Below are 13,588 nucleotides of genomic sequence, written 5' to 3' on the forward strand. Positions count from 1 at the left end.
CCGCCGCGAGCCCGCCCATGCGCCCCTTCCTGATCGCCGCCCTGGCCCTGGCCGCCGCCACAGCCCAGGCCAGCTCCACCGCCACCTCGTCCGCCGCCGACGCCGGCTCGTCCGCGTCGGGCAGCGTGTCCGACTCCCTGCAGGCCTCCTCCGGCAGCAGCACCGGCGGCGACAAGCGCGCCGAAGGCCGCTACCGCGTCACCGACGTGGCCCAGGCCGACGCCGGCCGGCTGCGCCTGACGCTGGACCGCCCCGGCGCCGCGCCCGTCCAGCTGACGCTGCCGCGGCAGGCGCTGGCCGCGCGCGCCGTCCACGTGGGCGACGAGGTGCAGGCCACGCCGCAGCCCTATGGCGTGGCCTTCGCGCACGCCGACACCGGCCAGGCCTTCTACCTGGTGCTGGAAGACGCCTGGCACCGCGAGCTGGCGGCCCGCCCCGTCGGCCCTTGAGCGCGGCCCGCGCGCTGCTCGCGGCCATGCTGCTGGCCGCCACCGGCGCCGCCCGCGCCGGCCTGCCGCGCGGCTGCGAGCGCCCGCCCGACGTCAGTGCCGCGCAGCAGCACCGCCTGCTGCGCTTCGCCGCCCTCGTGCGCGAGACGCTGGCCGCCTCGGGCGCGCAGGCCGCGCTGGTGGCGCGCTCCGGCACCGACCTGTCGCGCCTGGGCCTGCGCTACTCGCACGCCGCCGTCGCCCTGCCCGACGGCCTGGGCTCGCCCTGGGCCGTGCGCCAGCTCTACTACGCCTGCGCCGAGGGCGTGCCGCGGCTGTTCGACCAGGGCCTGGCCGGCTTCGTCGCCGGCACCGACGACGTGCGCGTGGGCTACGTCAGCCTGCTGCTGCTGCCGCCCGACGCCGCCGCGCCGCTGGCCGCCGCGGCACTCGACGAGCCGCTGGCGCTGGCGCTGCTGAACGCCCGCTACAGCGCCAACGCCTACCCGTTCAGCACCCGCTTCCAGAACTGCAACCAGTGGCTGGCCGAGCTGCTGGCCGCCGCCGCCGGCGGCGCCCGCACGCGCGCCGCGGCCCAGGCCTGGCTGCGCGGCGCCGGCTATGCGCCCGAGCCGGTGCGCGTGCCGCCGTGGCTGCTGCTGGCCGGCCACCTCGTGCCCTGGCTGCACTTCGGCGACCACCCGGCCGGGCAGCTGGACGCCGGCCTGGTGCAGACCAGCCTGCCCGCCGCGCTGGACGCCTTCGCGCTCGCCCGCTGGCCGGGCGCGCGCCGCGTGGAGCTGTGCCACGGCCCGCACGGCCTGCTGCGGCGCGACGGCGGCCCGCCGCTGGCCGACGGCTGCGTGCCGCAGCCCGGCGACCGCGTGCTGCCGACCGACTGACGAGACAATGCCGCCATGACGACCGCCGCCCCCGCCGCCACGCCGTCCCGGCTGGCCCTGTACCTGCAGCTGATCCGCTGGGACCGCCCCGCCGGCTGGCTGCTGCTGCTGTGGCCCACGCTGGCGGCGCTGTGGATCGCCGCGGACGGCTGGCCCGGCTGGCACCTGCTGGCGGTGTTCACGCTCGGCACGGTGCTGATGCGCTCGGCCGGCTGCTGCGTCAACGACGTGGCCGACCGCGACTTCGACCGCCACGTCAAGCGCACCGCCGGCCGGCCGGTGACGACCGGCGCGGTGTCGGTGCGGCAGGCGCTGGGGCTGGGCGCCGCGCTGGCGCTGGCGGCGTTCGCGCTGGTGCTGACGACCAACCCGCCGGCCATCCTGCTGAGCTTCGCGGCACTGGCCGTGGCGATCGCCTACCCGTTCGCCAAGCGCGTGCTGGCCATGCCGCAGGCGGTGCTGGGCGTGGCGTTCTCGTTCGGCATCCCGATGGCGTTCGCCGCCGCGCTGGGCGGCGTCGAGTGGCACCTGCGCTCGGTGCCGCTGTCGGCCTGGGCGCTGCTGGTGGCCAACCTGTTCTGGGTGCTGGCCTACGACACCGAGTACGCGATGGTGGACCGCGACGACGACCTGAGGATCGGCGTGCGCTCGTCGGCCATCGCGCTGGGCCGCTGGGACGTGGCCGGCATCATGGCCTGCTACGCCGCCTACCTGGCGCTGTGGACCGCGCTGGGCCTGCGCCTGGGCCTGGGCCGCTGGTTCCTGGCCGGCATGGCCGTGGCCGCGGCGCAGGCGGCCTGGCACTACACGCTGATCCGCCACCGCCGCCGCGAGGCGTGCTTCGCGGCCTTCCGCGCCAACCACTGGCTGGGCTTCGCGGTGTTCGCGGGCACGGTGGTGGACCTCGCGCTGCGCTGACCCCCCCGGAACCAACACCCATGCCCAAGCCGCGCCGCCGCCCCGCCCCCTGGCCGCTGCTGGCCTGGCTGACCCTGGGCCTGCTCGCGGGATGCGGGGGTGGCGGCGGGGGCGGCGGGTCGTCCGGCGTGCCGGGCGATGCCGGCGGCAGCAGCGGCCTGTCGCCGGACCCGGCCGGCCCGTCCGCGAGCTTCGCGCAGGAGTGCGCCGCCAGCAACACGCTGGCCGCCGCGTCGCTGCGCACCGCCACGCTGGACCGCGAGAAGCAGTGGCTGCGCGCCTATTTCGACGAGGCCTACCTGTGGCGCGACGAGGTGCCGCGCGTGGCGCCGGACGCGCCCGCCTACGGCGGCAGCGACACCTATGCGGCCATGGATGCCTATTTCGAGGCGCTGAAGTCGCCGCAGCTGACCGACTCCGGCGCGCGCCGCGACCGCTTCAGCTTCACCTACCCCACCGCCGACTGGCAGGCGATGAGCGACGGCGGCATCGAGGCCGGCTACGGCATCGAATGGAGCCTGGCCAGCAACACGCCGCCGCGGCGCATCCGCGTGGCCTATGTGGAGGCCGGCTCGGCGGCCGCGACCTCGGGCGTGGCGCGCGGCGACGAGCTGCTCAGCACGGACGGCGTCGCCGCCGACGTGGCCGACCGGCCGGGCGTGGACACGCTGAACGCCGCGCTCTACCCCGCGGCCGGCACGAGCCACCTGTTCTCGATGCGGCGCACGGACGGCAGCACCTACACGCTGAGCCTGACCGGCGCCAGCGTCACCCGCAACCCGGTGCCGCTGGCGCGCGCGATGACGCTGCCCGGCGGCGCCAAGGCGGGCTACCTGCTGTTCAACGACCACAACCTGCCGTCCGAGCGCCTGCTCATCGACGCCGTGGCCGACTTCCGCGCGCAGGGCGTGACGGCGCTGGTGCTGGACCTGCGCTACAACGGCGGCGGCTACCTGTACATCGCCAGCGAGCTGGCGACCATGATCGCCGGCCGCACGCGCACGGCCGGCCAGGCCTTCGAGACGCTGCGCTACAACGACCGGCGCAGCAGCCAGAACGAACGCACGCCGTTCTACGCCGAGGCCTGCCTGGCCGCCGGCGGCCGCTGCACCAGCACCCAGCCGCTGCCGACGCTGGACCTCGCCCGCGTCTACGTGCTGGCGCAGCGTGGCACCTGCTCGGCCAGCGAGTCCGTCATCAACGGGCTGCGCGGCGTGGACGTGGAGGTGGTGCTGGTCGGCGGCAAGACCTGCGGCAAGCCGTATGGCTTCACCGCCAAGGACAACTGCGGCATCAGCTACTTCCCGATCGAGTTCGCCGGGGTCAACGCCAAGGGCTTCGGCGACTACACCGACGGCTTCGTGCCGGGCAGCGGCGCGTCGCCGCGCTTCCTGCCCGGCTGCGCCGTGGACGACGACTTCACCCGCGCGCTGGGCGACCCGCAGGAGCGCATGCTCGCCACCGCGCTGGCGCACGCGACCACCGGCCAGTGCCCGGCCGGCACCGCGCCGCTGGCCGCGGCCGCGACCGCCCGTGCGCAGGCCGCCCCGCCGGGCGAAGGCGCCGCCGCGCTGTACCCGCGGCGCCACCCGGCGCGCGGCAACCGGCTGCTGCTGCCGCAGCCCCGGTAGCGCGCCCCCGTCAGGGCTGGGGGAAGCGAGCCCGGATCGCGTCCATCCAGCGCAGCAGCGCCAGCGTCTCGGCGTGCGGCATGCGCGGGCTCTCGACGAGGCCGGCGCGGATGCAGGCCTGCGCCTCGGCGATCTCGCCCTCGAAGCCGTTGCGCGCGAACGGCGCCGCCACCTGCTCGACGGGCTGCTTGCGCCGCACCAGCTCCACCGACTCGGCCTGCCAGAAGTCGCGCGGGAAGCGCAGCGCGGCCCGGCTGCCCAGCGCCTCGAAGGCGTTGATGGACATCGCGTCGAAGCCGCAGCGGAACTGCGAGGTGACGCCGCCGGGGAAGTGCAGCGTGGCCTCGACGGCCGCGTCCACGCCGGTCGGCGCGAGCCGGGCGCGCACGTCCAGGGCCTCGGGCTCGGGGCAGTCGCCGCCGTGCATCTGCTGCAGCACCCAGCGCGTCGCGGCGAGGTTGTAGATGCCGATGTCCCACAGCGCGCCGCCGCCCAGCGCGGGGTTCCACTGGCGGTGCGCGGGGTCGTAGGCGGAGGCGAAGCAGAAGCTGGACTGCATCGCCCGCAGCTCGCCGATCGCGCCGTCGCGCAGCCAGCGCGCGGCCTGCGCGTAGGCGGGCAGGAAGCGCGTCCACAGCGCCTCCATCAGGAACACGCCGCGCTCGCGCGCCAGCGCCACCAGCTCGGCGCCCTCGGCATGCGTGGTCACCAGCGGCTTCTCGCACAACACCGGCTTGCCGGCCGCCAGCGCGGCGCGGACGAAGCCGCCATGGTGGGAGTGCGGCGTGGCGACGTAGACGGCGTCCACCGCCGGGTCGGCCAGCAGCGCGTCGAGGTCGGCGGTCACGCGCGCGGGCGCATCGGCGGGCTGCCAGCGCCCGGCGTAGGCACGGCCCTTGGCGGCATCGCGCGCGAACACGGCGGCCAGCCGCGCACCGGGCACGGCGGCCAGCGCGTCGGCGAAGCGGTTGGCGATGCCGCCGGGGCCGATGACGGCCCAGCGGAACAGGGGATCGCTAGTCATGGTGGCTCAGGGCTTTCACGAGGTCGGACTGGGTCAGGATGCCCACCAGGCGGCCCTCGGCGCCGACGATGGGGATGTGGTGGTGGCCGCTGTCCGAGAACAGCGGCACCAGCTCGGCGATGGGGCGGTCCGCGCTGGCCACGCGCACCTGGCGGCTCATGATGTGGCCCACCACCTCGGGCTTGCCGGCAGGCGTGCCGGACGCGGGCGCCAGCAGCCGCTGCAACCGGCCGGCCAGGCCCTCGCGCCGCTCGGCGTCGGCGGCGCGCATGAAGTCGGCCCGCGTGACGATGCCGACGATGCACTGCGCCGCGTCCACCACCGGCAGCGCCTTGATGCGGTGCCGCTGCAGCAGCGCCCAGGCCTCCGCCAGCGGCGTGCCGGACCCGACGGTGACGACCGGGCGGGACATGACGTCCTCGCAGCGCAGCCCGCCCAGGCGGCGGCGGTAGCCGAGCATTTCGGCCTCATGCAGCAGGTCGGCGAGGTCGTCGCGCGGCACGTCCAGCACCTGGTTGTAGCGGGCCAGCACCGCGTCCAGCTCAGCCTCGCCGAAGCGCGGCGGCGCGATGCTGGGGCCGCCCGGCGCGGCCGGTGCGGCCGGCACGCCCTGGGCATGCGGGTAGCGGCGGCCGGTGGCGGCGTTGTAGGCCATGCCGGCCAGCACCAGCAGCAACGAGTTCAGCGCCACGGGCAGGAAGGCGGCCTGCCAGTCCTGCGTGGCCGTCATCACCATCAGCAGGCTGGCCGCGCCGCCGGGCGGATGCAGGCAGCGCAGCGCGAACATCACGCCGATGGCCAGCGCCACCGCCACGGCGGCGATGGCCAGCGGCGGCAGCGGCAGCCAGCGCAGGCAGGCGATGCCCACCAGCGCCGACAGCGTGTTGCCGCCCAGCACCGCCCAGGGCTGCGCCAGCGGGCTGGCCGGCAGGCCGAACACCAGCACCGCGCTGGCCCCCAGCGGCGCGACCAGCCAGGGCAGGCCCGGCGCCATCGCGGCCTGGCCGGCCAGGCCCGCCAGCAGGATGCCCAGGCCCGCGCCCAGCACCACGCGCAGCCGCTCGCGCGCATTCACGGCCTGCGGCGCGGGCCGCAGCGCGCGCAGCAGGTTCAACAGGCGGGAAGGCAGCAGGGCAGCGGACATGGACGGCGGCGGCGCGCAGAGAAGGGGCGGCTGGGGGACGGAGCCGCCGATTGTGTCCGCCGCCGCGCCCGGCGGGCCTTCAGCGGATCTTCCGGGCGCCGGGCCGGTGGCGGGCCAGCTCCGGCACGAACAGCTCCATCACGCGCAGCTGCGCGCCGCAGCGGCTGAACACCGAGTTGCGCGACCACAGCATCTGCGGCGACGGCGGCGCGCCGGTGGCCGCCTGCCATTGCCGGGCGGCGTGGCGGCGCGTGTGGCCCTGGCGCGCCAGGCGGCGCGGCTCCAGCTCGCTGCGGTGGATGCGCCGGTCGTCGTAGAGCAGGTGGGCCAGCGGCCGCGCGCCCAGCCCCTTGAGCGCCCGCCACGGGCCGGTGCCGGCGCACTGGTGCAGCGCCGAGCGCGCCCACACCAGCGGCTGGCCGTCCACGCGCAGGATGACCTCGCGCACCAGCGTCAGCCCGCGCGGCGGCAGGCCCAGCGCGGCGCGCTCGCGGGCGCGGAACGGCGCCACGCCCTGGCGCAGCACCTGCACCTCGAAGCGCCCGCCCAGCCGCGCCAGCCGCCGGCTCAGCGAGCCCGGCGCGCGCAGCCAGTCGCGCAGGCTGTCGCGGGTGGCGATGCCCACTTACGCGCCGAACTCCCGGCCCAGCTCCGCCGCGCGCCGCTGCGCGGCCAGCACGGCGCGGCGGATGGCGGCGTCCACCGCATCGGCCTGCAGCGAGGTGATGGCGGCGTGCGTGGTGCCGCCCTTGCTCGTCACGCGCTCGCGCAGCGTGGCGGGCGGCTCGTCGGACGCCAGCCCCAGCGCCGCCGCGCCCGCGCAGGTGGCCAGCGCCAGGCGCCGGCCCTGCTCGGCGTCCAGGCCCATGTCCTGCGCGGCGGCCATCATGGCCTCGACGAAGAAGAAGAAATACGCCGGGCCGGAGCCCGACAGCGCGGTCACCGCGTCGAGGTCGTCCTCGCGCGCCACCCACAGGGTCTGGCCGGTGGGCGCCAGCAGCCGCTCGACGGCCGCGCGCTCGTCCGCCGACACCGCGGGCCGCGCATACAGGCCGGCGATGCCCTGGCCGATCAGCGCCGGCGTGTTGGGCATCGCGCGCACGACGCGCTCGCTGCCGGTGGCCCGCGCCAGCGCGGCCGACGGGATGCCCGCCATCACCGACAGCTGCAGCGCCCCGCCCAGCCAGGCCCGCAGCGGCGCGGCCGCCTCGGCGAACAGCTGCGGCTTGACGGCCCAGACCACCGTGCCCGCGGCCGCCAGGCTGGCGTCGCCCGCGGCCAGCGCCTGGATGCCGTGCTCGGCCGCCAGCCGCTCGCGCTGCGGCGCATGGGGTTCGACGACCAGCAGCTGCGCGGCCGGCATGCCGGCGCGCAGCAGCCCGCCGAAGATGGCGCCGGCCATGTTGCCGCCGCCGATGAATGCGATCTTGTCTTGCATGGGCCGCAGTCTAGGCCTGCGCCACCACGCGGTCACGCCCGGCGGACTTGGCGGCGTACAGCGCCTGGTCGGCGCGGCGGTACAGGGCGGCGAAGTCCTCGCCGGGCCGGGCCGGCACCAGGCCGGCGGAGAAGCTCATGCTGCGGCCGCCGCCCCCGTCCAGCATGCCCACGGCCATGCGCAGCCGCTGGGCGATGCCCTGCGCCGTCTCCAGCGGGCAGTTGAACATCAGCACCGCGAACTCGTCGCCGCCCAGCCGGCCGGCCAGGTCGCCCTGGCGCAGCGTGTCGCGCAGCTGCGCGGCGAAGCGCACCAGCAGCGCATCGCCCTCGGGGTGGCCGAGCTCGTCGTTGACGGCCTTGAAGCCGTCCATGTCGCACAGCATCAGGCACACCGGCAGCCGGCTGGCGCGCGATTGCGCCAGCAGCACGCCGCAGGCGGCCTCGAAATGCGCGCGGCTGGCCACCTGGGTCAGCGCGTCGGTGTTGGCGCGCCGCTCCAGCTCGGCGCCGGCCTGCTGCAGCCGGCCCTCCACGCGGCCGTGCAGCATCAGCAGCATGGCCGACACGCGCGTCACCGCCAGCGCGATGTTGACCACCATCAGCACCGCCAGCAACTGCCCGGGCGGCGCCACGCCGGTGCCGACGTAGGGCCAGTTCTGCAGGCCCCGCCACAGCTGCATGACGGCGACGGCGACGCCGCCCAGGCCGAGCAGCGCCAGCCCCAGGCGCGACGGCTCGTCGGCCCCGCGCAGCCGGCGCCACTGCGCGTACACGAACTGCGTCAGCAGCACGGACTGCAGCAGCTGCACGCTGATGACGATGGCCGCGCGCGTCCCGTAGTCCATGCCGAGGCGCCAGGCGGCCAGCCAGGCGGCAAAGCCCAGCCCGGCCACGGCCCAGCGCAGGCCCATGCCCGGCCACAGCCGGCGGCCGAACCAGACGCGCAGGCCCAGCTCCAGCAGCGGCATGCCGGTGATGAACACGGCATTGGTCACCATGGGCACCGGCCCGACCACCAGCACCAGCACGCCGCAGGCGAGCAGGGCCTCGTTGCACACCCACCAGCCGAAGCCCGCCGCGCCGCCCCGGCGCACATTGCGCCAGAACAGGCCCAGCAGCGCGGCCATCAGCACATGGACGATGGTGGCGATGACGAAGGTGGAGGCGGGGTCGAGCTGCATGGTCAGGCGGCCATGCTACGTCGCGGCGCTACTTGCCGATGCAGAAACTGCTGAAGATGACGCCCAGCAGCTCGTCCGCCGAGAACGCGCCGGTGATCTCGCCCAAAGCGTCGTGCGCGAGGCGCAGTTCCTCGGCGAGCAGGTCCAGCGCCGCGTCGCGCTGCTCCGCGATGGCGCGGGCCTGCGCGAGGTGGTCGGCCGTGCGCGCCAGCGCCTGCACGTGGCGCTCGCGGGCGATGAACAGGCCCTCGGGCACGGCCTGCCAGCCGGCCGTCTGCAGCAGCCGCTGGCGCAGCGCCTCCAGGCCCCCGCCGGTCTTCAGGCTCAGCACGATCTCGCCGGCCGTGTCGATCTCGGCCGCGGCGGCAAGGTCGGCCTTGTTGAAGACCTGCACGATGCGGCCCGCGTCCACCCCCGCGAGCCGCGCGCGGATGCGTGCGTCCTCGGCCTCGTAGCCGGGCTGGCCGACGCGGCCCAGGTCGTGCAGGAACAGCACGACGTCGGCCTCGGCGATCGCGTCCCACGAGCGCGACACGCCGATGCGCTCGACCTCGTCGGCCGCGTCGTCGCGCAGGCCGGCCGTGTCGGTGACGTGCAGCGGCACGCCCTCGATCTGGATGGTCTGGCTGACCTTGTCGCGCGTCGTGCCGGGGATGGGCGTGACGATGGCCAGCTCCGCGCCGGCCAGCGCGTTCAGCAGCGAACTCTTGCCGACGTTGGGCTGGCCCGCGAGCACGACCTTCAGCCCGTCGCGCAGCAGCGCGCCCTGGCGGGTGCGGGCCTGCACGGCGGCGAGCTGCGCCGCCAGGCGGTCCAGCCGGCCGAAGGCGTCGGCTTTTTCGAGGAAGTCGATCTCCTCCTCGGGGAAGTCGAGCGTCGCCTCGACCAGCATGCGCAGCTGGATCAGTTGGTCGCGCAGCAGGCCCACCTCGTGGCTCAGCGCGCCGCCCAGCGCGCGGCTGGCGCTGCGCGCGGCGGCCTCGGTGCTGGCGTCGATCAGGTCGGCGACGGCCTCGGCTTGCGCCAGGTCCAGCTTGCCGTTCAGAAAGGCGCGCTGCGTGAACTCGCCCGGCTCGGCCAGGCGCACCCCGGCACCCGCCGCGATGACGCGCGCCAGCAGCAGCTGCATGACGACCGCGCCGCCGTGCGCCTGCAGCTCCAGCACATGCTCGCCGGTGTAGGAGTGCGGCGCAGGGAAGTGCAGCGCCAGGCCCTGGTCGATGGCCTGCCCGGCCGCATCGCGGAAGGGCAGGTAGGTCGCCTCGCGGGCTTGGAGCGCCCGGCCGCAGACGGCCTCGATCAGCGGCGCCAGGTCGTGCGGCGACGACACCCGCACGATGCCGACGGCGCCTCGTCCCGGCGCGGTGGCGATGGCGGCGATGGGGTCGGCTTGGCGGGATAGCATCGCGGCATTGTCGAACCTCCGCCGCCTTGCGCCGGCTCGCTCGTGAGCGCTCACCAGACCCCGCCCGAACTTCCCATCCTCGACCCCGAGCTGCGAGACGACCTCTACCGCGAGCTGCGCCGCATGGCCCGCCAGCGCCTGCGCCGCAGCGGCCCGCTGACGCTGCTGGACACCACGTCGCTGGTGCACGAAAGCTGGCTCAAGCTGGCCGGCAGCAGCGGCTGGCAGGGCCTGGCGCACGGCCACTTCATGGCCTACGCGGCGACGGTGATGCGCTCCATCGTCGTGGACTACGCCCGCGCCCGGCAGGCCCAGCGGCGCGGCGGCGACGCCACGCACCTGCCGCTGGACGAGCTGCCCACGCTGGCCCACCGCGATGACGAGTACCTGCAGGTCCACGACGCGCTCGCCGAGTTGGAGCGCCACGACCCGCGGCTGGCGCGGCTGGTCGAGCTGCGCTTCTTCGTCGGCCTGGAGGAGACCGAGTGCGCCGAGGCGCTGGGCCAGTCGCGCCGCACCGTGCAGCGCGACTGGCAGAAGGCGCGGGCGCTGCTGTGGGGACACCTGAACGCATGAATCCCGCCCTGGCATGACCGAGCCGCTCGCCGACCTGACCGCCGACCCATGGCAAGCCCTCGAACCCCTGCTGGATGAAGCCCTGACCCTGCCGCCCGAGGCCCGGGCGCGCTTCCTCGACGCGCTGCCGCCCGCGCAGCGGCCCTGGCGCGCCACGCTGGAGCGGCTGCTGCAGGCCGAGGCCGACGCGGCCGGGGCGCACTTCATGAGCCGCGCGGCCAGCCTGCCCGGTGCCACCGGGCCGGGCGGCAGCGCCGGCCCGGCCTGGCAGGCGGGGCAGCGGGTCGGCCCCTGGGTGCTGGTGGAGGCGCTGGGCCGCGGCGGCATGGCCAGCGTCTGGCGCGCCCGGCCGCACAGCGGCGACTTCCAGCGCGAGGTGGCGCTGAAGCTGCCGCACAGCCCGGCGCCGGGCTGGCTGGAGCGCCTGCGGCGCGAGCGCGACCTGCTGGCGCGGCTGGCGCACGCCGGCATCGCGCGGCTGTACGACGCCGGCGTGGACGCCCAGGGGCTGCCCTGGCTGGCGATGGAATGCGTGCCGGGCCGCGACATCCTCGGCTGGTGCGAGGCCCGGCGCTGCGGCGTGCGCGAGCGCGTCGGGCTGCTGCTGCAGGTGGCCGACGCGCTGCAGTACGCGCACAGCCGCCTCGTGCTGCACCGGGACATCAAGCCCGCCAACGTCATGGTGCAGGACGACGGGCAGGTGAAGCTACTGGACTTCGGCATCGCGCGCGGCCTGGCGCCCGGCGACGGCGAGGCCACGCTGACGCAGGGGGGCCAGCGGCCGATGACGCCCGAGTACGCGTCGCCGGAACAGGTGCGCGGCGAGGAGCCCGGCGTCGCCAGCGACGTGTATGCCTTCGGCGTGCTGGCCTACCGGCTGCTGAGCGGCGCCAGCCCCTATGCGGCGGCCGCGCCGGCGACGCGCCATGCGCTGGAGCGTGCCGTGCTGGAGGCCGAGCCGCGGGCGCCGTCCGCCGCCGCGGCCGACGCGGCGGTGCGCAAGGCGCTGCGCGGCGACCTGGACGCCATCGTCGCCAAGGCGCTGGCCAAGGAGCCGGCGCAGCGCTACGCGACGATGGACGCACTGGCCGCCGACCTGCGCCGCCACCTCGCCGGCGAGGCCGTGCTGGCGCGGCCGCCGTCGTGGCGCTACCGGGCGGGGCGCATCGTCGCGCGGCATCGCTGGGCGGTGGGGGCATCCGCAGTCGCGGTGCTGGCGCTGGTGGGGACGACGGGGTGGGCGTTGCGGTCGGCGCAGGAGGCGCGAAGCCAGACGACGCGGGCCCAGGCCATGTACCGCTTCGCGCTCGGCCTGTTCAACCCGGATGACCAGACCAGCCCTGACCTGTCTCACCGGGACCTGCGCCTGAAGGATCTCGTGCAGGCGGGAGCGAAGCGCGTGCTCGTCGAGCTGGAGGACGCGCCGGCCGAACGCCTGTCGCTGATGACGGACCTGGCGGCACTCGCAAGCGCGTTCAACCTCGATGGCGAGGCGCAGCGCCTGCACGACGAGATGGTGGCGTTCGCGGCCCGGGTCCATGGGCGCGACAGCGTGGCCTACGCGGACGCGCTGCTCGAGGAAGTGGACTGGGACTACGAGAACAAGCGCGACGAACAGGCCATCGCCCGCTCGGACGAGGCGCTGCGCATCTACCAGCGCCTGGGCGTTGGCGATCCCGCCAAGCTGGCCCGCGCCTATGTGGGCCGCAGCGCCCGCATCGAGCGCTTTCCGGCTGGCTCGCCCCAGGTGGAGCAGGATCTGCAGGCCTCCGTCGGATACGCGCGCGAAGCGGGCGATCACGATCAGGTGCACGTGAGTCTGGGCATCCTGGCGCGCTTCCATGCCAACGCGGGCCGGTACGACCTGGCGCTGGCCGACACCGAACGGGCGCTCGCCTCCAATCGCCAGCATTTCGGGGAGGATTCGGCGCAGGCGATGACGTCGCTGCGCGACCGCGCCGACGTACTGGAAAACCTCGGCCGCTGGACGGAAGCGACGCGCGTGAGAAGCGAGGCTTTGGCGGGCATGCGCAAGGTCTGGGGCGAAGATCATCAGCAGACGCTGCTGGTCCAGACCAAGCTGGCCAGCCTGCAGCTGGACGCCGTGGACGCCCAAAAGGCGGCGACGCTGGCCGAGCGGACGCTGGCACGGATGACGGGGCCGGCGTGGCTGGCGCCGGATTCCAAGCTGGCCGACTTCGTCTCGCTCGCGCAGGACACCAACATCCGCGCCTCGTTGCGGCTGGGCCGCTTTGGCGAAGCGCTGCGCCAATGCCATGCCTGGGGCGAGAGCAGGAGCGTTCAGCCGGGGCGCCTTGTGCAGCGGCTCACGATGTGCGCCCAGGCGCGCATCGGCCTGGGCGATGCGGCCGGCGCGCGCACCTGGCTGGCCCGGGCGCAGGCGCTGTGGTTGCAATATTGGCCCGAGCTGCCCTTGCGCGCCGCGGCCATCCGGCAGGCCGAGGGCGAGGCGGCGCTGGCGCAAGGGCAGCTCGACACGGCCAAGGCCAAGCTCACCGAAGCGCTTGCCGCGCTGCCCGAGGCCTCCCGCTTCCAGGCCGCCGTGCTGTGGCTGGACCTGTCGCTGCTTGCGCGGCGGGACGCGAAGGTGGCCGAGCTGCCGGGGCTGGAGCCGCTGCTGCAGGCGCTGGAGCAATCGCCCGAACGGGCGGCGCTCGCCTATGAGGAAGCCTTGCTGCAGCAAGCCCTCGGCCGCATGCGGCTGGCGCGAGGCGATGCCGCGGGTGCCGTGGCGCCCTTGGCTCGCGCCGCGCAGCTGCACGGGCAGCGTGGCGAGGTGGAAGGGAGCTATTGGCTGGCCCGCTGCCGGGAGGCGCAGCAGCTGGCGGCCGGCAAGCGCTGACGGGCGGCCGCCCACCCATCGGCGGACGCTGCGCAGCGCCATGGCGCTTCGCGGCGCCGGTTCTCGTCAATGCAGG

General features: G+C 75.6%; 12 protein-coding genes. 6 read left to right on the forward strand and 6 right to left on the reverse strand.

From position 1 onward, the window contains the following. The first annotated feature begins 17 nt into the window (after positions 1–17). The 4 genes from QM788_RS05035 to QM788_RS05050 are packed head-to-tail and all read left to right on the forward strand — an operon-like array spanning position 18 to position 3,879. Positions 18–449, forward strand: coding sequence for a hypothetical protein (locus QM788_RS05035; protein ID WP_415660390.1), 432 nt, complete (start codon positions 18–20; stop codon positions 447–449). Beyond that, positions 446–1,330 (forward strand): DUF2145 domain-containing protein, encoded by an 885-nt coding sequence (locus QM788_RS05040; protein WP_415660391.1) that lies wholly within the window; start codon positions 446–448, stop codon positions 1,328–1,330. Before QM788_RS05035 ends, QM788_RS05040 begins: the two co-directional genes overlap by 4 nt. Before the next feature lie 15 nt (positions 1,331–1,345). Then, the gene (gene ubiA / locus QM788_RS05045) at positions 1,346–2,248 is read left to right on the forward strand and encodes a 4-hydroxybenzoate octaprenyltransferase (protein ID WP_415660392.1); all 903 of its coding nucleotides are present in this window, start codon (positions 1,346–1,348) and stop codon (positions 2,246–2,248) included. A gap of 20 nt (positions 2,249–2,268) precedes the next feature. Then, a complete protein-coding gene (locus QM788_RS05050) occupies positions 2,269–3,879 on the forward strand; it encodes a S41 family peptidase (RefSeq protein ID WP_415660393.1) in 1,611 nt (536 codons plus the stop codon). Positions 3,880–3,889: 10 nt separating this feature from the next. On the opposite strand, the gene QM788_RS05055 is transcribed toward QM788_RS05050, so the two are convergent. The 6 genes from QM788_RS05055 to mnmE form a co-directional block, all read right to left on the reverse strand. Continuing rightward, the gene (locus QM788_RS05055) at positions 3,890–4,903 is read right to left on the reverse strand and encodes a Gfo/Idh/MocA family protein (RefSeq protein WP_415660394.1); all 1,014 of its coding nucleotides are present in this window, start codon (positions 4,901–4,903) and stop codon (positions 3,890–3,892) included. Next, positions 4,896–6,047, reverse strand: a complete 1,152-nt coding sequence (locus QM788_RS05060) for an HPP family protein (RefSeq protein ID WP_415660395.1) — start codon at positions 6,045–6,047, stop codon at positions 4,896–4,898. The genes QM788_RS05055 and QM788_RS05060 overlap by 8 nt, the downstream gene beginning before the upstream one ends. A 79-nt stretch (positions 6,048–6,126) precedes the next feature. Then, positions 6,127–6,672, reverse strand: coding sequence for a chorismate--pyruvate lyase family protein (locus tag QM788_RS05065; RefSeq protein WP_415660396.1), 546 nt, complete (start codon positions 6,670–6,672; stop codon positions 6,127–6,129). Continuing rightward, entirely contained in the window at positions 6,673–7,485 is an 813-nt protein-coding gene (gene proC / locus QM788_RS05070) for a pyrroline-5-carboxylate reductase (protein WP_415660397.1), read from the reverse strand. Between the two features lie 10 nt (positions 7,486–7,495). Then, positions 7,496–8,668, reverse strand: a complete 1,173-nt coding sequence (locus QM788_RS05075) for a diguanylate cyclase domain-containing protein (RefSeq protein ID WP_415660398.1) — start codon at positions 8,666–8,668, stop codon at positions 7,496–7,498. Between the two features lie 28 nt (positions 8,669–8,696). After that, positions 8,697–10,073 carry a tRNA uridine-5-carboxymethylaminomethyl(34) synthesis GTPase MnmE gene (gene mnmE / locus QM788_RS05080; RefSeq protein ID WP_415660399.1) on the reverse strand — a complete coding sequence of 459 codons (1,377 nt, stop codon included), beginning with the start codon at positions 10,071–10,073 and terminating at the stop codon, positions 8,697–8,699. 42 nt (positions 10,074–10,115) lie between these two features. Here mnmE and QM788_RS05085 point away from each other — a divergent pair, with 42 nt between their 5' ends. Further along, a complete protein-coding gene (locus QM788_RS05085; RefSeq protein ID WP_415660400.1) occupies positions 10,116–10,649 on the forward strand; it encodes an ECF-type sigma factor in 534 nt (177 codons plus the stop codon). A gap of 13 nt (positions 10,650–10,662) precedes the next feature. After that, positions 10,663–13,512, forward strand: coding sequence for a protein kinase domain-containing protein (locus tag QM788_RS05090; protein ID WP_415660401.1), 2,850 nt, complete (start codon positions 10,663–10,665; stop codon positions 13,510–13,512). Positions 13,513–13,588: the final 76 nt, after the last annotated feature.

It is taken from the genome of Roseateles sp., assembly GCF_047654785.1.
In the GTDB taxonomy this organism is placed as follows: domain Bacteria; phylum Pseudomonadota; class Gammaproteobacteria; order Burkholderiales; family Burkholderiaceae_C; genus Pelomonas.